The sequence below is a fragment of the Streptomyces sp. NPDC017890 genome (genome assembly GCF_044328675.1).
Taxonomy (GTDB): Bacteria; Actinomycetota; Actinomycetes; order Streptomycetales; family Streptomycetaceae; genus Streptomyces.
The window spans coordinates 16,268-38,498 of sequence record NZ_JBIRHU010000002.1; the positions used below are offsets into that span (position 1 = coordinate 16,268).

Below are 22,231 nucleotides of genomic sequence, written 5' to 3' on the forward strand. Positions count from 1 at the left end.
CGGCATGAGGGACGGGGTGAGGGACGACATCACCGTCGTCCACGTGATGCGGCACGGCGAGGTGGAGAACCCGACCGGTGTCCTCTACGGCCGGCTGCCCGGCTACCACCTCTCCGAGCTGGGCCGGCGCATGGCCGACCGGGTCGCCGAGCACCTCGCCCCCCGCGACGTGACGTACGTCGTGGCCTCCCCGCTGGAGCGGGCGCAGGAGACGGCGACGCCGATCGCCAAGGCGCACGGACTCGACCTCGGCACCGACGTGCGGCTCATCGAGGCGGGCAACGTCTTCCAGGGCAAGACCTTCGGCATCGGCGACGGCGCGCTGCGCCGGCCCGGCAACTGGAAGCACGTGGTCAACCCCTTCAAGCCGTCCTGGGGCGAGCCGTACGTCGACCAGGTCGTGCGCATGATGGGCGCGCTGGACGCGGCCAGGGACCGGGCCCGCGGGCACGAGGCCGTGGTCGTCAGCCACCAGCTGCCGATCTGGACCCTGCGGTCGTACGTCGAGCGGCGGCGGCTGTGGCACGACCCGCGCAGGCGGCAGTGCACGCTGGCGTCGCTGACGACGTTCACGTACCAGGGTGACCGGATCGTCTCCGTCGGCTACACCGAGCCTGCCCGTGACCTCGTCCCGGCCCACCTCCTCGCGGGGGCCAAGCCGGTCAAGGGGAAGGGCAAGGCCTACGGGGCCTGACGGCCACCCGCGGCCGACGGGGCTCGTTCGTAAGGGCACCCGCGGCTGACGGGGCCCGTCCCCGTACGGACACCTGCGGCCCACGCGACGCCCGGCCCGGCCGGCCATGCCCGGCCCGTACGGCCATGCGACCGCCCGTACGGGACACTCGTTACGGAACCCGCACAAATTTCCGGAACCCGCACGTTCGTCGCGTCCTCTGACCGATTGACCACCAGAGGACGTGACGAACGAGGTTGCGATGCGCACTTCCACCCGCACTCTCACCCGCAGGGGGATGCTCGGACTCGGCGCGGGCGCCGCGGCCGCGGCCGGGCTCGCGGGCTGCGGTTCCGGCACCCACACATCGTCGGACGGCTCCCACCGGGCCGGCGCTTCCGGCGGGCCCTCCCCCTCCGGCGGCGGGGCGCCCGCGAAGCCCATCGGCGACGGCTCCACGTCGTACACCGGCAAGCAGCCGCACCAGCCGGACGCGCCCGTGCCGCTGGAGCCCGGGCAGACCCCGCCGCAGTTCGTCGTCTTCTCCTGGGACGGGGCGGGGGAGGTCGGCAACGGGCTCTTCCCGCGCTTCCTCGACCTCGCCCGGGAGCACGGCGCGCACATGACCTTCTTCCTCTCGGGCCTGTACCTGCTGCCCGAATCGAAGAAGCGCCTCTACGACCCGCCGAACAACCGGCGCGGCGCCTCCGACATCGGCTACCTCACCGACGCGCACATCAAGGACACCCTCACCAACGTGCGCCGGGCCTGGCTGGACGGCCACGAGATCGGCACCCACTTCAACGGCCACTTCTGCGGCGGCAGCGGCACGGTCGGCGACTGGACGCCGGCGCAGTGGCGCAGCGAGATCGACCAGGCGAAGTCCTTCGTCAAGGAGTGGCGGACCAACACCGGCTGGACCGACCTGCCGTCCCTGCCCTTCGACTACGACAAGGAGCTCGTCGGAGGCCGCACGCCCTGCCTGCTCGGCCAGGACAACCTGCTGCCCACCGCCCGCGAGCTCGGCTGGCGCTACGACGCCTCCTCGCCCGGCGGCCGTCAGGTGTGGCCGGCGAAGAAGGACGGGATCTGGGACCTGCCGTTGCAGCAGATACCTTTCCCCGGACACTCGTTCGAAGTACTGTCCATGGACTACAACATCCTCGCCAACCAGTCGGTCAACTCGACCAAGGCGCCCGCGCACAACTACCCGGGCTGGCGCGAACAGGCCACCAACGCCTACATATCGGGCTTCAAGCGGGCGTACGAGACGAACAGGGCGCCCTTCTTCATCGGCAACCACTTCGAGGAGTGGAACGGCGGCATCTACATGGACGCCGTCGAGAACACCCTCGAGCACGTCGCGCGGGAGAAGGAGAGGGGCGGGGACATCCGGCTCGTCTCCTTCCGCCAGTTCACCGACTGGCTGGACGTGCAGAAGCCGGAGGTGCTGGCGGCGCTCCGGACGGTCGAGGTGGGGCAGCGGCCGGCCGGCGGCTGGAACGCCTTCCTCGGGGAGACCCGCGCGAGCACCTCGACGGGCCCCGTGAACGCCTCCTGAAATGCGGGTTCCCGCCCGTGAGGGGGGTGCGCAAGATCCCCGGAACGGACATGCGAAACTTTTCACATGAGTGCCGCCAGCCGCGCCCCCCTGCGCTCGAACCGCTCGAACCGCTCGAACCGTGCCAGCACCACCGCCCGCGGCCGTCGCCGCGTCGCCCTGACCACCGGCGCCGCCGCGGTCGCGCTGCTCGTGTCCGCGTGCGGCTCCGGCGGCACCTCGGGCGGCGGCGGCCAGACCGGCTTCGTCACCGGCTCGGACGGCATCTCCACCGTCAAGGAGGGTGAGCGGGCCGACGCCCCCGACCTGTCCGGCGAGACGGTCGACGGGGGGCAGGTGGACGTCGGCGACTACAAGGGCAAGGTCGTCGTCCTCAACGTGTGGGGCTCCTGGTGCCCGCCCTGCCGCGCCGAGGCCAAGAACTTCGAGAAGGTCTACCAGGACGTCAAGGACCAGGGCGTCCAGTTCGTCGGCATCAACACCCGCGACACGTCCACCGGCCCGGCCCGCGCCTTCGAGGAGGAGTTCGGGGTCAGCTACCCCAGCCTCTACGACCCGGCCGGCAAGCTGATGCTCCGTTTCGAGAAGGGCACCCTCAACCCGCAGGCCATCCCCTCCACGCTCATCATCGACCGGGAGGGGAAGGTCGCCGCGCGCACCCTCCAGGCGCTCAGCGAGGAGAAGCTCCGCAAGATGCTCGACCCGTACCTCTCCGGCAAGTCCGGCGAGTCGGAGAAGTGACGTGAGCGCACTGTCCACGCTCGCCGTGGCCGGCACCAACGACACGGTGCTCAACGGCGCCCTGCTGGTGGCCCTGCCCATCGCGTTGCTCGGCGGCCTCGTCTCCTTCTTCTCGCCCTGCGTCCTGCCGCTCGTCCCCGGCTACCTCTCCTACGTGACCGGGGTCACCGGCACCGACCTGGCCGAGGCCCGGCGCGGGCGGATGGTCGCGGGCGCGTCTCTCTTCGTCCTCGGCTTCACCGCCGTGTTCGTCTCCAGCGGTGCGCTGTTCGGCTTCTTCGGCCAGACGCTCCAGGAGAGCCAGGGCGTCCTGACCAAGGTGCTGGGCGCGTTCATGATCCTCATGGGCGTCTTCTTCATGGGGATGATGCCCTGGCTCACCCAGCGCGAGTTCCGCTTCCACAAGAAGCCCGTGAACGGCCTGATCGGCGCCCCCGTGCTGGGCGCGCTGTTCGGCATCGGCTGGACGCCCTGCATCGGCCCGACCCTCTCCTCCGTGCTGATCCTCTCGTCCGAGCAGGGCACGGCCGGTCGCGGCGCGATACTGACCGTCGCCTACTGCGTCGGCCTCGGCCTGCCCTTCGTGCTCGCCGCGGTCGCCTTCCGCAAGGCGCTCGGCGCCTTCGGCTGGATCAAGCGCCACTATGTGTGGGTGATGCGGGTCGGCGGCGTCATGATGATCGCGACCGGCCTGCTGCTGCTGACCGGTGCGTGGGACGGCATCGTGCAGGACATGCAGACCTGGTCCAACGGCTTCACTGTAGGGATCTGACCGATGAGCAAGACCACCACGGGCAAGACCCCGACGGACACCCCGGCGGGCGCACCGGCAGCCGGCGAGGACCAGGACCTCGGCGCCGCCGGCTCCCAGCTCTCCACCGCCCCCAAGGAGGAGGCACCCAACCTCCCGTCCCTCGGCGTCGTCGGCTGGGGCCGCTGGTTCTGGCGGCAGCTCACCTCGATGCGGGTGGCGCTGCTGCTGCTCCTGCTGCTGTCGCTGGGCGCGATCCCCGGCTCGCTGATCCCGCAGAGCGGCGTCGACGAGATGAAGGTCGAGGAGTTCCGCGAGAGCCACGACGTCCTCGGTCCGCTCTACGACAAGCTCGGGCTCTTCCACGTCTACAGCTCGGTGTGGTTCTCCGCGATCTACATCCTGCTGTTCGTCTCCCTCATCGGCTGCATCGTCCCGCGCACCTGGCAGTTCGTCGGTCAGCTGCGCGGCCGTCCGCCCGGTGCCCCCCGGCGCCTGGACCGGCTGCCCGCGTACACCACCTGGCGCACCGGGGCCGAGCCCGAGCAGGTCCGTGAGGCCGCGCTGACGCTGCTGAAGAAGCGCCGCTTCCGCGCCCACACCGTCGGTGACGCCGTCGCCGCCGAGAAGGGCTATGTGCGCGAGGCCGGCAACCTGGTCTTCCACATCGCGCTGATCGTGATGCTGATCGCCTTCGCCTGGGGACAGCTGTTCAAGTACGAGGGCAACAAACTGATCGTGGAGGGTGACGGCTTCTCCAACACGCTCACCCAGTACGACGACTTCAAGTCCGGCAACCTCTTCGACCCGGACCACGACCTCGCCCCCTTCAGCTTCACCCTGAAGAACTTCCACGGCACCTACGAGCCGAGCGGCCCCAACCGCGGCACCCCCCGCATCTACGAGGCCACCGTCGACTACAGCGAAGGCGCCTACGGCGAGGAGAAGTCGACCACCATCGAGGTCAACCAGCCGCTGGAGATCGACGGCTCGAAGGTCTACCTCGTCAGCCACGGCTACGCGCCGGTCCTCACCGTGAGGGACGCCAAGGGCAACGTCGTCATGGACAAGGAGGCGACCGCCCTGCTGCCGCTGGACTCCAACGTCACCTCCTCCGGCGCCGTCATGGTCCGCGACGGCTACCGCAACGCCAAGGGCGAGAAGGAGCAGCTCGGCTTCAACGCCTTCTTCCTGCCGACCTACGGCGGCGAGGGCAGCACGATGCTCTCGACCTTCCCCGCGCTGGCCAACCCGATGCTCGCGCTCTCCGCCTACCACGGCGACCTCGGCGTCGACGCGGGCTTCGCGAAGAGCATCTACCAGCTCGACAAGACCAACCTGGAGGAGTTCAAGGACTCCGACGGCGAGCTGTTCAAGAAGCAGCTGGGGATCGGCGAGACCATGACCCTTCCGAACGGCGCCGGGACCGTCACCTTCGACGGCGTCAAGGAATGGGCCGGCTTCCAGGTCACGGAGCAGCCCGCCAGCGGCTGGGCGCTCGCCGGTTCCGTCGCCGCCATCCTCGGCCTCGCCGGTTCCCTGTTCATCCAGCGCCGCCGCGTCTGGGTGCGGGCCGTCAAGGGCGCCGACGGCGTCACGGTCGTCGAGATGGCCGGCCTCGGGCGCAGCGAGTCCGCGAAGGTCCCCGAAGAGCTCGGTGATCTCGCCGGGATCCTGTACGAGCAGGCACCCGACGCGTCCGACGTACCGGAAGCGCACGACGCACCGAAGAACGACGACGACACCCCCGATTCCCCCGACACCCACGTCGTACCTGCCGAAGGGGCTGAGAAATGACTCTCGCCGCCGCAACCCAGCTGGCCGCCGCGGCCAACGAGGACCTCGCGAACCTCAGCAACACGCTGATCTACTCCGCGATCGCGGTCTACACGCTGGCCTTCCTGGCCTACATCGCCGAGTGGACCTTCGGCAGCCGCAGCAAGGTGGGCCGTACGGCCGCCGCACTGACCGCCGACACCGACGCGAAGGCGAAGACCGCCCCGGCCGTCACCGTGAACAAGGCCGGCGGCACCGCCGTACTGGAGCGGCCCGAGGTCGTCGTGCGGTCCGCGACCGGCACCCGCGACGTGCCCGACGGGCCGGGTGCCCACGGCGGCACCGAGAAGGGCGACCTCTACGGGCGGATCGCCATCTCGCTCACCGTGCTCGGCTTCGCCCTGGAGGCCGGCGGCGTGCTCGCCCGCGCCCTGTCGGTGAAGCGGGCGCCGTGGGGCAACATGTACGAGTTCAACATCACGTTCACGACGGTCGCCGTCGGCGTGTACCTCCTGCTGCTCGTCCTGAGGAAGAACGTCCGCTGGCTCGGCCTCCCGCTGATCACCACGGTCATCCTGGACCTCGGTATCGCCGTCAAGGTCCTCTACACCGCCAGTGACCAGCTGGTCCCCGCGCTCGACTCGTACTGGATGTACATCCACGTCTCGACCGCGATCTTCTGCGGCGCGGTGTTCTACGTCGGCGCGGTCGCCACGATCCTGTACCTGTTCAAGGACAGCTTCGAGAACAAGCTCGCCTCCGGGGGCAAGCCCGGCCGCTTCGCCAACTCGGTACTGGACCGGCTGCCCGCCGCCGCCTCCCTCGACAAGTTCGCCTACCGGGTCAACGCCGCCGTCTTCCCGCTGTGGACGTTCACGATCATCGCGGGCGCGATCTGGGCGGGCGACGCCTGGGGCCGCTACTGGGGCTGGGACCCCAAGGAGACCTGGTCCTTCATCACCTGGGTCGCCTACGCCGGCTACCTGCACGCCCGCGCCACCGCCGGCTGGAAGGGCCGCAAGGCCGCCTACCTGGCGCTGGCCGCGTTCGCGTGCTGGCTGTTCAACTACTACGGCGTCAACATCTTCGTCTCCGGCAAGCACTCCTACGCCGACGTGGGCCTGGGCGCCCTCCAGTCCGTCGGCTTCTGAACCAGGAGCCCCACGAGGCCGGTCCGCCGCGACTCACGTCGGGGGAGCCGGCCTCTGCCGTTTCCCGCCGGACGGCCCCGGGCGCGCCCGGGCGGTGACGAGGACGTAGCCGAGATGCTCGTCGGCCCTGGCCACCGCTCCATCACCGGGGCGACCCGCTCGACGGCGTCGCGTTCGTACGCGGCTGTCGGACTCCCGCCGGGTCCGGGGGCCGCTGTGGCACGTGTGCCGGTCCAGGTCCTCGACTTCTCCGCCGGTGACTCGAACGAAAACGTCGCGGACTCCGACACGTCGGAACGTTGCACGGCTGCTGCGATTCGCGAACTCCGACCGACGACCGACGGCCGACGGGCGAGGGAGGCGAAAGGAAGTGGGACGGACGGCAATTCCTAGAGACGCGGACGGGCGACGCTCGTGACGATGTCCCGCAACCGCTCGACGTACAGCCGCAGGTTCTTGTGCGCGATGTCGGTGTCCGGGTAACGGCTCGCGAACCACAGGCCCTCCGGGAGCCGGGTGACCCACGCGCACACCTGGTCGCCGTACGACACCCTGAGCAGCGCGTACGCAGTCCGGTCCGGCCAGTGGCCGGCGCCGGGGACGTCTCGGGCGTCGACGTACGACACGATCGAGTAGAGGTCGGGCGAGGTCGGGCGGAAGTCCGTGCCGAGCAGGCGCAGCACCCGGTCGATCGGCATGCGTGCCAGCCGCCGGTTGGCCTGGAGTTCGGCGCGGACGGCCCGCAGGGCGCTCGGGAAGTCGTGCGTACGCGTCACCGGGACCTCGATCGGCGCCCCACCGACGTACCAGCCCACGGACTGCGACCACTGGGACCGCGACCTGGTGTGGAACGGCACGACCGTGCGGTAGACGGGTTCCCCGCCGATCTCGTGGACGACGAGCGCGGTGGCGGCCAGGACACCGACCAGGCTGCCGCCGTAGGGACGGCAGTACGCCTCGAAGGCTGCGGCGTCCGCCGCGTCCACCAGCGGTTCGCGCAGCAGCCGTTGTTCGGGCAGCGGGTCACCGGGCCGCACGCCGAGGTCGACCGGGAAGGACGGCAGCCGCCCGTCGCACCGCTGGATGAACTCCCGCCAGCGGGCGACGACGTCGTGGGCGCCGTCGATCCGGTCCGCGTCCGCCCGCTCGGCCTCGCAGAAGTCGACGTAGCTGCCGACTCGCGGCTGCGGCACGGTCCGGCCCTCGACACCGGCCGCGTACAACTCGTGGATCTCGGCGGGGATGCGGTAGATGGAGTAGGCGTCGACATTGCTGTGGTCGAAGGCCATGTAGACACTGACGCCGTCGTCGCGGACGACCGCCGTGTAGATGAGGTTGGGCCAGCGCAGCGCGTCCGCGACGTGGTCGAAGCGGTCCCGGAGGTGGCGGGCCAGGTCGGTGGCGTCCGGGAAGTCGCCGACGTCCGCACGGTGCAGGGACACCGCGTCCGCGTCGACGGTGAACCGCCGCACCGCGTCACCGGCCTCACCACTCCAGCGGAAGCCGCTGCGCAGTGTCTCGTGCCGCAGCGTCCAGGCCCGCAGCGCCTCCTGGAGTACGGCGAGGTCGACCGGGCCCGGGATGTCGAAGGCCGCGCCGAGCCAGGTCGGCACGAACAGGCCCTGCTCGCGGATCGACCGGGCGGTCCGGATGTGCGACTCCTGGATGTACGCCGGCGGCCTCGTGTCCTCGGGCAGCGACGCCGCGATGTCGAGTGTCCTGGGACTGAGCGTCCATTCGACGAGGCGCCCGGGCCGGATCTCGCAGCGCTGGATGTCGGTCATTCGCACGAGGGGGGTCTCCGTTCGCAGATGTAGACAGACCCGACCAAGGGAATGCCGTGTCCGCGACCGCGCACCTGGTGTGTCGGCACGGTTCAACGGAACGGATGGCTTCTCGAACGACGGTGCGACATCGCTACCGGGTCGTCGTTCCCTCCGGGCAGGGAGCCGCCGTTCCCTCCCGCTACGGGGTTGCCGTTGCCTCCAGATAGGCGTGCAGCGCGCCCGCCCCCGCGAGCATCGCCCGCGTCCGCGCGGTGAGCGCCCGCCCCCGCGCCTCGATCGCCGCCCGCAGGGCCTCACTGCCACCCTCGCGCCGCAGGTCGTCCAGTACGGGGCGGATCTGGTCGAAGAGGTGGTGGCTGCGGCGCAGCGCGCGCACGACCCGGGCGTCGCGGACGTCGGCGGGTCCGTACACGCGGTAACCGGTGCCGCGTTCCCGCCCCGGCGTGAGCAGTGCCGCCGCCTCCCACACCCGCAGCGCGGACGTCCGTACGCCCAGCAGCCCGGCCACCTCGCCGATACGCAGCGTGCCCCCGCCCGAGCGCTCCGCCGACGGCGCGGGCTCCTCCCGTGCCAGTGCCTCCAGCGCCTCGCTCGCGGCCCGCAGCGAGACCCGCTCCTCGTGCAGGGCGGCGTGCGCGGCGTCGACCAGGGCGAGCGCGCCGGGTATGTCCCCCTCGTGCACGGTCCGCATGGTCCGCGTCGCCGTCAGCGGCTCGTAGCCCTTCCGCAGCGTGCGGTAGGTCAGCAGCGCGTGCCGGTGCCGCTCGCCGAAGACGCGGTAGCCGGACTCGGTCCGCCCGGCCGGGGGCAGGACACCGGCGTCCTCGTAGTTGCGGATCTGCTGCGTCGAGAGACCGGCCGACCGGGCCAGGTCGACGGTGCGGAGACGGCGGTCGTCTGGCGTCACGGCCGCAGCCTAGTACTGCGACGGTGCAGGGACGGAAGACGTTCGGCCCTGTATCACTCGTCGGCGGCAGCGGAGCGCTGAACAGCCCGCGTGGCGTGGACGTACCACATGGCCAACCGGATGCGGCCGTGTCCGTCGCGATCCGGTGCCGCGGTGCCGATGTCACCGGCTCGCGCACCGTTCACCGCGAGGGCCCGCAGTGTCCGGAGACTGTCCTCGGTGAAGGACGTGGCGAAGTGGGCCCTTTCCAGGCGGGTGATGTCCCAGTACTGAGCGAAACGGTCACGGATCTCCCCCTCCGTCACGTGCACGGGGAAGGCGCAGCCGCCCTCCAGGTCGTCGCCGAAGGTGAGCAGATGGAGCTCTGCCCCCGGATTGCACACCCGGTGCACGGCGGCCGCGAAGCCATCGCGCGCCTCCTCGGGAAGGCAGTGATAGAGGGCGCTGCTCAGTACGGTGTCGAACCGCTTCGTGATCTTGTCCAGGCGGGTGGCGTCGCCCACGAGGAAGTCGACCTCGACGCCCATCTCCGCCGCACGTCTCCTGGCTTTCTCGACGGCCAGTGGTGAGCTGTCGACGGCGGTGACATCGTGTCCCGCTCCGGCCAGGAAGACGGCGTTCTCACCAAGCCCGCAACCGACGTCCAGGACGTTCCCGCTGAACCCGCCGCCTCGTTCGAGGGCCACGACGTGAGGCTGAGCCGCTCCGATGTCCCAAGGCATTCTTTCGATCGGAAGCCTGCGATCTCCGGCGTACAGGCCACCGCTGTAAGCCGAATCAGAGATGAATTCTCCGTCGTTTTCCCCGGAGTCGGGAGAGGTGGATTCGCTCGTCCGGTCGGTCATACCGCATCTCCTGATGCCGCTATTCCAGCTGGTGAGCCGACTGTAGCAGTCGGAAGGCTTCCCCGGAGTCAAGGCCATATCCGGGAAACTCGAGCGAACCGGCCAACTGCGGACCCACACGCGCAGTAACGTTCCTCCGGCGAAGTCGGCTTCCGGCGCGGTTTCGGTACCACCGGGCGAATATCCGAACGGGTGAGATGGCGCGCACCGTGCGCAACGCCGCATATCCGGTACCCGGCCGATCGGGCACAGTACAGGCCATGATGGCATCAGCGCAGATGGGCCGCGTCATCACCCCCGGCACAACGGCAGTGGGCCACTGCGAGGATCTCGTGATTCTCGGTGCGGGAGTGGCCGGTCTGGTGGCGGCCTACGAACTGGAGTCGATTGGTTATCGGGTGACCGTCCTGGAAGGCAGCGAGCGGATCGGCGGCCGGATCCACACGCACCGTTTCGGTACGGCCTCCGATGCCCCGTACGCGGAACTCGGCGCCATACGCATCCCGTCCTCCCATGAATTCACTTTGCGGTATGTGAGGAAACTCGGCCTGGAGTCGTCTCTGCGCCCGTTCCGTACCGTCCTCAGTGACGAGAACAATCATCTTCTGACGGGGCAGGGGTTTGTCCGGGTGAAGGAGGCCGCGGGCCCCTTGATGAAGGATGTGCGTCGGCTGATCCCGGAAGCCACGCACAGGAGGACGACCCTGCTGTTCGGCGCCTGGCTCACAGCCTTTGTCCGCGCGGTCGCGCCCGCGGAAATGCGCGACCGCTTCGGAAGCGACCTCGCCAGGCTGCTCCGCCTCGTCGACGACATCGACCTCACCCCCTACGTCCGCGGCAGCCGGGGGGACCGTATCCACGTGGCCACCGTGTTCCGGGAGCATCCAGAACTGCGGGCGGGCTGCGGTCCGCGGCTGCACGGCTTCCTCGACGATCTGCTGCTGGAGACCGACACCGATCTGCTGTGCCTCAGCGGGGGCATGAGCCAGATCACCGAGCGCCTGGCAGCCCGGGTCCGCGGGCCGATCCTGCTGGGCAGGGAAGTGGTCGGCGTGCACGCCGTACGGGATCACGTCGACGTCCGGCTGCGCTGTGGCGGGACCGGGGGAACCGTCCTGACGCTCCGCTGCCCCGCCGCGTTGTGCACGCTGCCCTTCTCGGTGCTCCGCGGGCTCGACCTGACCGGGCTGGACGAGGACAAGCGCGAGGTCGTCAGGAGTACGGAGTACGGCGCGGCGACGAAGATCGCGCTGCACTGTCGGGACGCCTTCTGGATCAGGGACGGCATCCTCGGCGGAGCCTCGGCGACGGGCGGGCGTATCCGGCAGACCTACTACCCCCTGCCGGAGGGCGACCCGGCCGCGGGGGCGGCGCTGCTCGCCTCGTACGCGATCGCCTCGGACGCCCACCTGCTCGGCCGGCTTCCCGCCGAGGAGCGGCACGTCGCCGCCGTCGACGAACTCACCGCGCTCTGGCCCGAGCTGAAGGAACCGGACACGGTCCTCGATGCCGTGAGCATTGCCTGGGCCGACCATCCGTGGAGCAAGGGCTGCGCGACGATCCGCTGGCGTTGGGGCGGAGACATCGCCCGGTGCGTCCAGGAACGGAAGCGTGCCGCCTGTCCGCAGGGACTGTTGTTCTTCGCCGGGGAGCACTGCTCGGACGACCCGGCCTGGATCAACGGCGCCATCGAGTCGGCGCTCGCCGCGGTGGAGGCCATCAGAACCCGCCTGAGGATCACACGATGAGCGTCTTCGACCTGCCCCGCCTGCACTTCGCCGGCACCGCCGTCACCCGCCTTCCCACCGGGCCGCGCAGCGGCCTCTACGACCTCGCCCACGGGCGGGCCGTGGCCGCCGACGGCCGGGCCTTCCCGGTGGACGAACCGCGGAAGTTCCGCGACTACCTCGACACACTGGGAGAACGCTTCGACCCGGACGGCCGTGTCTCGCCCGGCGGGCGCTTCGGTCGTGTGAAGGGCTGGAACTTCGGCGGCAACGGCCACTTCTGGGTGGACGCCCGGATCACCGGCTGCGAGCGCGCCCCGGGCACCATCGACACCTCGGACGCCGCCGTCGGTCGCAGCGTCGACATGTGGGGCCACTACAACGACTATCTGGCGACCACGCACAACAGGGCGCGCGTCCTCGATGTCGACCCGGCGTCCAACTGGACGACCACCCTGATGGTGGGCCGGTTCGGCTTCGGCAGGCAGGGCCGTTCGCACGAGGTCGGCTACATGGCCACCGGCGGGGTGAGCGGGCTGCAGCCGCCCCGCCGGCAGCACTCCCGGCACGTGCTCGATGTGGGTGACCACCCCCTGGCCGCTTGGTTCCGGCGGTCGGTGGTGCACCAGTTCGTCGTCGACGCCGCGCAGGACCTGAAATGGTTCGCGGAGGCGGAGTCCTCCGCGACGGCCGGCCTGCTGCGCGCACGGGCGAACGAGGCCGGATTCGGCGGACTCGTGGTGCGCTTCGCACTCACCAACATGGCCACCCCGCGGGACCACGACGCCCCCGACGTCTGGGACCTGCACGGCACCGTCGCACCCTGGCGGCGCGACGAGGAACGCACCTGCCCCGCCGGCCGCCTGCTCACCGCCCGAGGACCGCGCCGGGCGGGCGCCGCCACACCCCTCCACAACGCGGCGGTGAGCGTGAGCGCCGACCACACCACCCTGGACCTCCTGACCTCGGTGCCCGTCGTGTGCCGCGACCCGGAACCCTCGGCCGGGCACCACCCGCTGGGCCCCCGAGTCGATGTCGGGGAACTGCGGTTGTGCACGCGTGACACCGGACGGCTGGTGGCCCGCGTGCCGGCGAGTGCCTACCGGGCGGACCCCGGGCGCGGCGGCGGACTCGTCACCGTCGCCACCGAGCGCGCCGTCGCGGCCGCGCTGGCCCGGGGGGAGGAACTCGACGAGCCGCTGGTACTGGTCGGCGCTGCCGAGGGGCAGCGGCCCGCGGTGCTCCTGTCGGAGGAGGAGACCGTCGTGGTCGTCGACGGTTCGGCCCTCTTCCTGGAGCCACCGGGGCCGGCGGACGGGGCCACCGCGGACGGACCGGGCGCCGCGAAGGTCGTGGTCCGCACCTACCGCCTGGGCAGACCGGCGCCCGTGCCGGGTGTGCGCGTCGTGCAGTTCTTCAACCCACGCGCCCTGCCGGGCGACCCACGCGCGGGCGACAAGGCCCGCTGCGGCGACGTACGGATCGTCGACCTCCGCTCCGGAGCGGACGACGGTGAACGGGAGCAGGGCGCCGGTCGGGAGCAGGGCGCCGGTCGGGAGCAGGGCGCCGGTCGGGAGCAGGGCGCCGGTCGGGAGCAGGACGGCGGATGGGCGCAGGAGTGCCTGCTCTCCACCGACGCGGAGGGCCGCGGCACCCTCGACGTCCGCTGGGCGTCCCCCGGCGCCGCCCGGCTGCTGCTCCTGCCCCCCGGCGACGCGTTGCCGTGCGACCCGAAGGAACCGGGATCCGCGGTCCGGGCGTACGACAACGACGACCGCCTCGGCTACTGGCCCGCCGTCTGCGCCGTCGACGTACGCACCCTCCCCGACACCCGCCACCTCGACCGAATCCCTCGCGACCAGGTCACCTTCGAGGTGCTCTACCGCGAGGTGTTCGCCCCCTACGAGCTCCTGTACTCGTTCATGGACGACGAGGTCTTCAGCCTGGCCGACAGAAGCCGGGTCGCCACCTATTCCCGGCTCATCTGGCTGATGTGCGACCCGGCCAACCGGGACAAGACGTACTACATGCCGCCCACCCGCGACATGACCGGCCCGCAGGCACGGCTTCTCCTCGCCTTCCTGCGGAAGGACGAAGCCGGCCGGAGGCTTCCGCCCCGGACGGCCTCCCGCCGTCCCCCTGACGGCGTCATCACCACACGTGCCCAGCTCCACGACGCGCTTCGGGAGGCCGCCACCCTCGAGCTGGCGGTCATGCTGCAGTACCTGTACGCAGGCTGGTCCATCCCCCGGTACGGCGCGGGCCGGGAACTGGTGCGGCGCGGGGAGTGGACCCCGCGGCAGCTTCACCTCGCCTGCGGCGACGGCGGGGAGACCATCGGCCGGGGCATGCGCGAGACCGTGATGAGTGTGGCCCGGGAAGAGATGATCCACTTCCTGGCCATCAACAACATCATCACCGCGATGGGAATGCCCTTCCATCTGCCCCCCATCGATTTCGGGACCGTGAACAGCCGGCTGCGAGTGCCGCTCGACCTGAGCCTGGAGGGGTTCGGGCTGGGCAGCCTGCAGCGGTTCATCGCGCTGGAGCGGCCACGGGACGCCACGGCCGGCTTCGCCGCGGACGACCCGCCCGCACCGGCCGCCGGACGGCCCGGCCCGTACCAGTCGGCGAGCGACCTCTACGCGGCGATCAGGGAGGCCGTCGCCACGCTGCCGGACCTCTTCCCGGTGGACCGGGGCCGGGGCGGCGGCGAACACCATCTCTTCATGCGCGAGTCGGTCAACGCCGTCCACCCCGACTACCAGCTGGAGGTGGACGACGTCCCGAGCGCCCTGTTCGCGATCGACTTCATCACGGAACACGGCGAGGGCCATGTCCTGCACGGTGCCGACTACGGTGAGGACTCCCACTACGAGACCTTCCTGCGCCTCTCGGATCTGCTGATCGACGAACACCGGGCGCAAGGCCCCGGGACGGACGGTGGGCGGCGCCGCCCACCGTGGAGCCCTTCCTATCCGGTGCTGCGCAACCCCTCCCTGTACGAGGGGAACCCGGCCGTGCAGCAGGTCACCGATCCCCGCGCCCGCAGCGTCATGCTCGTCTTCAACCGCGCGTACTTCCTGATGTGCCACCTGATGGTCCAGCACTTCGGCACGGCGGCCGACGCCAGTCTGCGGCGGTCCCGGCTGATGAACGCGGCGATCGATGTCATGACCGGGGTGATGCGGCCGCTCGCCGAGCATCTGGTGACGCTGCCGTCCGGCCTGCCCGGCCGCACCGCGGGGCCCTCGTTCGAGTGGGAGGAGGAGCCCGGGGTCGTCCCCCGGCCGGATGTCGCGGCACGCGTCTTCAGCCGCCGGTTCGCACACCTGGCCCGCATGGCCACCGAGCTGCCGGGGCTCCCGTCCCACGTGCCGGAACTCATGCGCGGTTACGCGGAACGGTTCGAGAGGTCCGGCCCGGCCGGACCGTGAGCACGGTGGTCCCACCCGGGGCGACGGCCGCCGACGCCGGGGCCGGCCCGAAGGGCGCCGAAGCGCCACCCGAACACGCAGGCAGGACCGATGTCCTTGCCGCGACAGGTCCGATTGTTTACATATAAGACGTGACGGGCGATTCCATGCAAACATCCCCCTGCCAGGGCTCCGGGTCCGAGGCCGAAGCCGGCACGTCACCGAGCTCGGCCCGTATCTGGGACCACTGGCTGGGCGGCGGGCACAACCTCGCCGTCGATCGCGGCAAGGGCGACCGACTGGCCGCGGAACACCCCGGGCTCGTGGAACGAGTGCGCGGCACCCGGGAGTTCGTGCGCCGTGCCGTGAGCCGTCTCGTCGCGGACGAGGGCATCCGCCAGTTCCTCGACATCGGTTCCGGCCTGCCCACCGCAGGCAGCACCCACGAGATCGCCCGGCGGACGGCGCCCGGGACACGTGTGGTCTACGTCGACAACGACCCACGGACCGTGCACCACGCGGGCACCATCCTGACCCCCGCCTCGGAATCGGTCACCTGCCTGCTGGGCGACCTCCGGGAGCCCGGAGCCGTCCTTGCCGCTGCTGCCCGGACACTGGACCTGTCGTGTCCCGTCGGCCTGGTGCTCGGGGGCGTCCTCGGTCATGTGCCCACCCATGAGGAGGCCTGCGACATCGTCCGGCGGCTCATGTCCGCCCTGCCCCGCGGCAGCCACCTCGTGGCGGTCGACGTCAGCGATACGGACGGGAACTGGCGTGCCGTCCAGGCCCGTCGCAACGCCACCACGTCCTTCCCCTACCGGCTGCGCACCCCCGGGGAGATCGCCGAGTACTTCGACGGGCTGGACGTCCTCGCGCCGGGCGTGGTTCCGGTGACCGACTGGCTCCGGGCCCCGCACCGGGTTCCCCGCGCCGAGCCGGCGGATCTCGCGGCCGACGTGGTGGGCGGGATCGGCCGCAAGCCCTGACCCGTGATTCCGGGCGCGTCGCCCGGCCTTTCCCCGACCCCGCCCTTTCCTCGACCCCGCCCTTTCCTCGACCCCGCCCTTTCCCCGAGCCCGCCCTTTCTCCGAGCCCTGCCTCTTCCTGCGCGGGGCTGCCCCGTTCCACTCCCGACCCGGAGGTCTCACTCCATGTTCGTCGGCCTGGACCAACACCCGCGGACGGCTCTCGCGGATCCCGACCCGAGAACACGCCCCTTCCACGACCTTCTCGCCCGCGTCCCGGACCCGCCGGGCCGCCCCGCCCGCATCGCCGACCTCGGCTGCGGCACCGGGAACGTCACCTCGCTGCTCGCCGGACGATGGCCGGACGCGCACATCACCGGGTTCGACAACTCCGGCGAAAGCCTGAACGAGGCCGAGAAGCTGGCGGGAGAGACCTCGGAGGGCGGACGCCTGGAGTTCCGTCACGCCGACATCGGGCGCTGGGTCCCGGCCGATCCCTTCGACCTGATCATCTCCAGTGCCGCCATCCAGTGGGTGCCCGACCACCTGTCTCTCTTCGGCACGTGGACGCGGACCCTGACCGGCGGCGGCATCTTCGCCTTCCAGGTGCCCGACAACGCCGCGGCGCTCAGCCACGCCGTACTCCGTGAGCTGTGCGCGAGTTCTCGGTGGCACGACCGGCTGGCACCAGGGGTCCTGCCCTCCCCCGAGGTGTGCGACGTGCAGGAGTACCTCGACCGGCTGGCCGGGCTGGGTTTCACCGTGGACGCCTGGGAGTCGACGTACGCGCACGTCCTGCCGGCCGACGACCCGTTCGGCGGCTGGGTGGGTGGGACCGGGATGCGTCCGGTGCTGAACGCGCTCGCGGACGAACCGGGGGCGGCGGACGAGTTCCTCGCCGACTACCGCGCCCGGCTCCGGGGTGTCTACCCCGCCGCTCCGTACGGCACGGTCTTCCCGTTCCGCAGGATCTTCGCCGTGGCCCGCCGGAACGCGCCGGCGTGACGGCACCGCAGGGACCCGGCCGTCTGCCCGGGCCGGCGCCACAGGCGTCGCCCGGTCGGGTCGCCGTGCCCGGACCGTCCGGGACGAGAGATCCGCGACGACAGACCTGGAGGACTCCGTGAACACGAACGACGGCGCGGTGGACGGCGCGGTGGACGGCGCGGTGCTGGAGAACCACCGCGACGGCGACGTCCTGCTCTCGCTCTCCCTGCGGACCGACCTGCTCGACCATCCGCGGATGCCCGCGGACAGCCAGGCACGGGTACGCGCGGGATACGGCGCCTGGATCGATCGGCTGAGGGAGCGCCCTGGACTGGCGGACCACGCGGACCGGCTGCTCGCCGGTCCCGGGCTGGACTTCGCCCTCATGATCATGCCCCGTATGCCCGCGGAGTGCGTGCTCGAGGCGGCCCTCATGCTCTCCGTGAGTCTGGCACTGGACGACGTCATGAACGACGAGCGGTTCGACGCCGGTGAAGTCCTCTCCGCGGCCCGGGGGGAGGAGCGGGCGTACACCGGCTTCGCGGAGGTCTTCCGGTCGGCGACGGCCCATGTCCGCGATGCCCTGGGACCCGCCCTGTACGGCCGTTGGCTCGAGGAGTTCACCGCCTGGCTCAGCGGTGGCCCGTGGCAGGGCTGGACGAGGCCGCCCCGCGACCTCGACGAGTACCTGCGGTTGCGGTACGGCGATTTCGGCCTGAGCACCTCGCACGTCTTCGTCGAGCACGGTTCCGGTGCGATCGCCGGAACGGTTCTCACTCCCTCGGCGGCGCTGAGTGGCCTGCACACCGCTTGCTACGAGCACACCGTTCTGGTCAACGACCTCTTCTCCTACCGTAAGGAGTGGCTGGCCGGCGAGGACGCCAATGCGCTGATGGTGTTGCCGAAGGCCCAGGGCGTCGGACTGCAGGCGGTGGTCGACGCGGTGTGCGAACGCGTCAATCGGGCCGAGAGGGCGTTCGCCGCCCATGGACGCAGTCTCGTCGCGGCGGCGGGGGTACACACGGACCAGGTCCGCGCCTATGTGAACGGCTGGCGGGACATGCTCTCCGGGAACCTCGTCTGTTCCCTGTCGACGCCTCGCTATCACGGGCCCGGCACGGCAGTTCCCGAGCGCATGCCGAGGGCGATGGCCGTCCGTCGAGACCGCACCGTGTACCTCTGGTGACGGCTGGTGCCGCCGGCCGGCCCGGGCGGGGATCGCCGGCGGCTCCGTCGCCGGTGGCCTCCGCCGGGTCCCTTCATCCGTCCTCGGCCGCCGAGGACGGATGAAGGGCGGACCCGTCCGCCTTTTCCGGGACGGCCTCACCAGGGCGTACGGCGGTGCCGTCGGTGCCGGCAGTGCCCGGGCGGTGATCCACGAGGATCGCGGCGAGGACCGCGGCGAGGGTCATGAATCCGGCCGCCGCCCAGATCGCGGTCGAATAGCCGTGAACCGCCGCCCTCACCCGGAGTTCCGCGGCCGCGCCGGGGCTGACAGCGGTGTGACCGCGCAGGTAGCCGGCGGTCGCCGTCGCGGCGATGGTGTTGAGCAGAGCGGTACCGATGGCGCCGCCGATCTGCTGCGAAGTCGTGATCATGGCGGAGGCGACTCCTGCGTCCCGTTGTTCGATCCGGTGGGTGGCGAGGCTGACCGCGGGCGTCAGAACCGTGCCCAGGCCGAGGCCCAGGACGAGCAGCCCCGGCAGGACGTTCGCGGCGTACGAACTGTCGGGAGCGATCCGGGTCAGGAGCACCAGCCCCGCGCAGGCGACCAGGAAGCCCGGCACCATCACTGCGCGGGTCGGCACGCAGGGCGTCAGGCGGGGGCCCAGCTGGGTGGCCCCGATTCCGATCGCGGCCGTCAGCGGCAGGAACGCCAGGCCGCATGCCAAGGGCCTGAACCCGAGGACGGTCTGCAGGTAGTAGGCCAGGAAGAGGAAGAGGCCGAACATGCTGAGGAAGGTGATCCCGATACACAGGTAGGCGCCCCCTCGGTTGCGCTCCAGGAGGACGCGCGGCGGCAGAAGGGGATCGCCCGCCCGGCTCTCCACCGCGACGAACACCGCCAGGAGCAGCACTCCTCCGGCCAGCAGGCCGAGGGTCATGGGCGCGGACCAGCCGTCCGACTCGGCCCGGGTGAAGCCGTACACGAGGGACATCAGCCCGCTGGTGGCGAGCAGGGCACCGCGGACGTCCAGGTGACGGCCGTGCCGCCGCTCCGCCGTTCGGCTGCCGACGAAGCAGAGGGCGCCGAGTGCGGCGGCGGCCGAGAAGACGATGTTGACCAGCAGGGTCCAGCGCCAGTTCAGGTACTCGGTCAGTACGCCACCGAGGAGCAGCCCGATCGCGGAACCGGCGCCGGCGATCGCCGCGTAGATGCCGAACGCCTTGGCACGCTCCTTCCCCCCGGGAAACGTCACGGCGAGCAGGGACAGCGCCGCCGGAGCGAGCAGCGCGCCGAAGACGCCCTGGAACGCCCGGGCGGCCATGAGCATGGGCGTGTTCACCGCGCATCCCCCCAGGGCGGAGGCGGCGGCGAAGCCGATCGCCCCCATGACGAAGGCACTTCTGCGGTTCCAGAGGTCGGCGACGCGGCCACCCAGCAGAAGGAGTCCTCCGAAGGGCAGGGCGTAGGCGGTGACCACCCACTGTCGGCCGGCGTCGGAGAAGCCGAGGTCACGCTGGGCGGTGGGGAGGGCGATGTTCATGACCGTGCCGTCGAGGACGACCATCAGCTCGGCCAGGCAGATGACGACCAGAGCCTTCCACCGCCGGGGGTCCGCCGTGGGTGCGTCAGACGTCATGCGGTTCTGCCTTCCTGGGAGAACTGGAGCAGCAAATCATCCCAAGAGGCCATAAAACAGAGTGCTGAGGGACGAACCAATTCATTCCATCGAGTCACCGGTCGTGGCGAAGGAGAACCGCCGGCACCATGGCGCACCCCGCGAACACCGGGACGAGCCGCGTGAACGCGCGATCCGCCAGGTCCGCGGGTGGCCTGCGGCTCAGGGCGCGCGCGGCCTTCCACAGGGCACGGGCGGCTTGACCTCCACGCCGTCCGGCTCAGGAACGGCACTCCAGTACCGCGTAGTCGGCGAAGCAGCGCCGGTAGCGGGTGTGCCGGGTCTCCTGTGTGTGCCCGCGCTGCCACTCCTCGACGTCCGCCGGGGCGGTGCGGGGCCCGGACGTGGCACCGCAGTCGGCCTCGTCGCCGGACACGCAGTGCGCCTGGTACTCGGGGAGCGCCGACGGGTCCTGGACGATCGTGAACGGTACGTAGCGGAAGAGCCGACGCCCACGGTGTTCATGGCGCTGGTGCCGGGCCAGCAGCACGTCGGCGTCGGTCTCCGCGCTGCCGTCACCGGCGGCACGCGCGCGGTCGCGTCGCCGGGCCAGTTCCGCGCAGCCCGCGCAGCCGGGGACGGGCTCGGGCGGCGGGCCCACCTCGACCAACGGCGGTCCCGTCAACAGCGCGGCGAGCGAACGGTCGTTGACGGCCCGCACCCCGGCGCTCAACCGCTCTGCGGGCGTCGCCACCCGGATCAGCGCCGGGTGCGCCCGCCATTTCCGGCCACCACCGACGGGGCGCAGCACGGCGCAGGGGCCCGACTGCCCTTCGTACTCACCGACCTTGCGCGTGCGCGGGTCGTAGACGAGCGTTCCCGGTTCCATCGCTCAACCTCCGTGACTGTGGGTGTGCCGAGGGTTGCTCAGGGGAATCGTCGGTATCAACGCGCGACGCGTGACACTCGCGCACTGTCACGCAGGGGGAGGAAGCCGTGGGCCGACGCAACGCCGGTGGCTCGGGTGCGAGTACGGCCGCTGTCTTCGGCGAGGTGCTGCGGCACTTCCGGGAGGCCGCGGGGCTCACGCAGGAGGGACTGGCGGTCCGCATTCCCTGCGACCGGTCGCACATCGCCCGGGTGGAGGCGGGGACGCGGGTGCCGCAGGACACCTTCGCGAAGACGTGCGACGAGTTGCTGGGTACGGGTGGGGTGCTGGCGCGGTTGTGGGGGCGGATCGACTGGTATCCGGAGGTGGAGCATCCGGACTGGTTCCGGCGCAGGGCGCGCATGGACGCCGAGGCGGTCGCTGTCCGGGCCTATCGGATACAGGTTGTGCCGGGCTTGTTGCAGACCGCTGGCTATGCGACGGCCTTGTTCGCGCGACGCCTGACGGACGCCACCGAGGTGGAGGAGCGGGTGCGAGCCCGGCTGAGCCGACAGCGACGCTTCTACAGGGAGGGGGGCCCGCTCTACGTCGTCGTCCTGGACGAGACGTGTCTGCGGCATGTGGTGGGCGGACCGGCGGTAATGCGAGACCAGTGTGCGCACCTTCTGACCGTTGGCCGGCTCCCCAACATCCGTGTTCAAGTAGTGCCGTTCAGTCGTCCGGACGTCGATCGCCCGGACACTTCGCTGTCCCTCATCGAACTGCCCGGTGGTGAGCGGTGGGTGTACTCGGAGTCGCTGGACCGGGGGTCATTTCAGCGCCGATCCGACCGTCTTCACCGGCCACAACGCGACCTATGATGTGCTGCGGGCGGATGCGCTGTCAGCCCCCGAGTCCGCCGCTCTGATCAGCGACGTGATGGAAGGGTACGAGCCTCATGAACAGCCAGGATCTGAGCGCGGCCATCTGGATCAAGAGCAGTTACAGCGGCGCCAACGGCGGGGACTGCATCGAAATAGCCCTCGGTATCCCCGCCGTCGTCCCCGTCCGGGACAGCAAGAACCCTGACGGCCCCGCCCTGCTCGTCGGTCGCGCGGCGTGGTCCGCGTTCACCGCAGCTCTGCGCTGACACCGGAACTCGGGTTCCCGCGTTACGGAGATTCGGTCGCTCTCCAATAAGAACCACTTGGAGAAAATAACCCCACCAAGCCCCACCCCTCCCGCCCACGGCGTCGGCTCACTCGCCCGGGTGAACATCACCGGTTCGGCCGG

At 70.9% G+C, this 22,231-nt stretch carries 17 protein-coding genes and 1 pseudogene; 13 read left to right on the forward strand and 5 right to left on the reverse strand.

All coding sequences use genetic code 11. The features are described 5' to 3' along the window. The first annotated feature begins 4 nt into the window (after positions 1–4). The 6 genes from ACH4F2_RS02910 (at position 5) to ccsB (ending at position 6,653) form a co-directional block, all read left to right on the forward strand. Complete coding sequence (locus tag ACH4F2_RS02910) at positions 5–694, forward strand: histidine phosphatase family protein (protein WP_398131257.1); 690 nt, start codon at positions 5–7, stop codon at positions 692–694. A 241-nt stretch (positions 695–935) separates the two neighbouring features. Then, on the forward strand, positions 936–2,234 hold the full coding sequence (locus ACH4F2_RS02915; RefSeq protein ID WP_398130917.1) for a hypothetical protein: 1,299 nt from the start codon (positions 936–938) through the stop codon (positions 2,232–2,234). Positions 2,235–2,300: 66 nt separating this feature from the next. Then, positions 2,301–2,975, forward strand: a complete 675-nt coding sequence (locus tag ACH4F2_RS02920; RefSeq protein ID WP_398130918.1) for a TlpA family protein disulfide reductase — start codon at positions 2,301–2,303, stop codon at positions 2,973–2,975. Between the two features lies 1 nt (position 2,976). Continuing rightward, complete coding sequence (locus tag ACH4F2_RS02925; RefSeq protein ID WP_398130919.1) at positions 2,977–3,747, forward strand: cytochrome c biogenesis CcdA family protein; 771 nt, start codon at positions 2,977–2,979, stop codon at positions 3,745–3,747. A 3-nt stretch (positions 3,748–3,750) separates the two neighbouring features. Continuing rightward, positions 3,751–5,523: a cytochrome c biogenesis protein ResB gene (locus ACH4F2_RS02930; protein ID WP_398130920.1), complete on the forward strand. Its 1,773-nt coding sequence runs from the start codon at positions 3,751–3,753 to the stop codon at positions 5,521–5,523. Further along, entirely contained in the window at positions 5,520–6,653 is a 1,134-nt protein-coding gene (ccsB, locus tag ACH4F2_RS02935) for a c-type cytochrome biogenesis protein CcsB (RefSeq protein ID WP_398130921.1), read from the forward strand. The genes ACH4F2_RS02930 and ccsB overlap by 4 nt, the downstream gene beginning before the upstream one ends. A 389-nt stretch (positions 6,654–7,042) precedes the next feature. On the opposite strand, the gene ACH4F2_RS02940 is transcribed toward ccsB, so the two are convergent. The 3 genes from ACH4F2_RS02940 to ACH4F2_RS02950 form a co-directional block, all read right to left on the reverse strand. Further along, on the reverse strand, positions 7,043–8,443 hold the full coding sequence (locus ACH4F2_RS02940; RefSeq protein WP_398130922.1) for a condensation domain-containing protein: 1,401 nt from the start codon (positions 8,441–8,443) through the stop codon (positions 7,043–7,045). A gap of 175 nt (positions 8,444–8,618) precedes the next feature. Further along, positions 8,619–9,347 carry a TioE family transcriptional regulator gene (locus tag ACH4F2_RS02945; protein WP_398130923.1) on the reverse strand — a complete coding sequence of 243 codons (729 nt, stop codon included), beginning with the start codon at positions 9,345–9,347 and terminating at the stop codon, positions 8,619–8,621. 53 nt (positions 9,348–9,400) lie between these two features. Next, entirely contained in the window at positions 9,401–10,462 is a 1,062-nt protein-coding gene (locus ACH4F2_RS02950) for a class I SAM-dependent methyltransferase (RefSeq protein ID WP_398130924.1), read from the reverse strand. Between ACH4F2_RS02950 and ACH4F2_RS02955 the strand changes: the two genes are divergently transcribed. The 5 genes from ACH4F2_RS02955 (at position 10,453) to ACH4F2_RS02975 (ending at position 18,473) form a co-directional block, all read left to right on the forward strand. Further along, positions 10,453–11,940, forward strand: a complete 1,488-nt coding sequence (locus ACH4F2_RS02955; RefSeq protein ID WP_398130925.1) for a flavin monoamine oxidase family protein — start codon at positions 10,453–10,455, stop codon at positions 11,938–11,940. The two genes, ACH4F2_RS02950 and ACH4F2_RS02955, sit on opposite strands and share 10 nt — an antisense overlap. Beyond that, entirely contained in the window at positions 11,937–15,356 is a 3,420-nt protein-coding gene (locus tag ACH4F2_RS02960; protein ID WP_398130926.1) for a ferritin-like domain-containing protein, read from the forward strand. Before ACH4F2_RS02955 ends, ACH4F2_RS02960 begins: the two co-directional genes overlap by 4 nt. Before the next feature lie 146 nt (positions 15,357–15,502). Beyond that, on the forward strand, positions 15,503–16,321 hold the full coding sequence (locus ACH4F2_RS02965) for an SAM-dependent methyltransferase (protein ID WP_398130927.1): 819 nt from the start codon (positions 15,503–15,505) through the stop codon (positions 16,319–16,321). A 165-nt stretch (positions 16,322–16,486) separates the two neighbouring features. Then, positions 16,487–17,305 (forward strand): methyltransferase domain-containing protein, encoded by an 819-nt coding sequence (locus ACH4F2_RS02970; RefSeq protein ID WP_398130928.1) that lies wholly within the window; start codon positions 16,487–16,489, stop codon positions 17,303–17,305. Between the two features lie 118 nt (positions 17,306–17,423). Then, positions 17,424–18,473, forward strand: coding sequence for a terpene synthase family protein (locus ACH4F2_RS02975; RefSeq protein WP_398130929.1), 1,050 nt, complete (start codon positions 17,424–17,426; stop codon positions 18,471–18,473). 73 nt (positions 18,474–18,546) lie between these two features. On the opposite strand, the gene ACH4F2_RS02980 is transcribed toward ACH4F2_RS02975, so the two are convergent. Next, positions 18,547–20,091, reverse strand: a complete 1,545-nt coding sequence (locus tag ACH4F2_RS02980) for an MFS transporter (protein ID WP_398130930.1) — start codon at positions 20,089–20,091, stop codon at positions 18,547–18,549. Between the two features lie 259 nt (positions 20,092–20,350). Next, the gene (locus ACH4F2_RS02985; RefSeq protein WP_398130931.1) at positions 20,351–20,959 is read right to left on the reverse strand and encodes a hypothetical protein; all 609 of its coding nucleotides are present in this window, start codon (positions 20,957–20,959) and stop codon (positions 20,351–20,353) included. 107 nt (positions 20,960–21,066) lie between these two features. Between ACH4F2_RS02985 and ACH4F2_RS02990 the strand changes: the two are divergent. Both ACH4F2_RS02990 and ACH4F2_RS02995 read left to right on the forward strand, forming a co-directional pair. Beyond that, positions 21,067–22,027, forward strand: a pseudogene (locus tag ACH4F2_RS02990) (Scr1 family TA system antitoxin-like transcriptional regulator). Next, on the forward strand, positions 21,987–22,088 hold the full coding sequence (locus ACH4F2_RS02995; protein WP_398131258.1) for a DUF397 domain-containing protein: 102 nt from the start codon (positions 21,987–21,989) through the stop codon (positions 22,086–22,088). The pseudogene ACH4F2_RS02990 and the gene ACH4F2_RS02995 overlap by 41 nt, the downstream one beginning before the upstream one ends. The last annotated feature ends 143 nt before the right edge of the window (positions 22,089–22,231 follow it).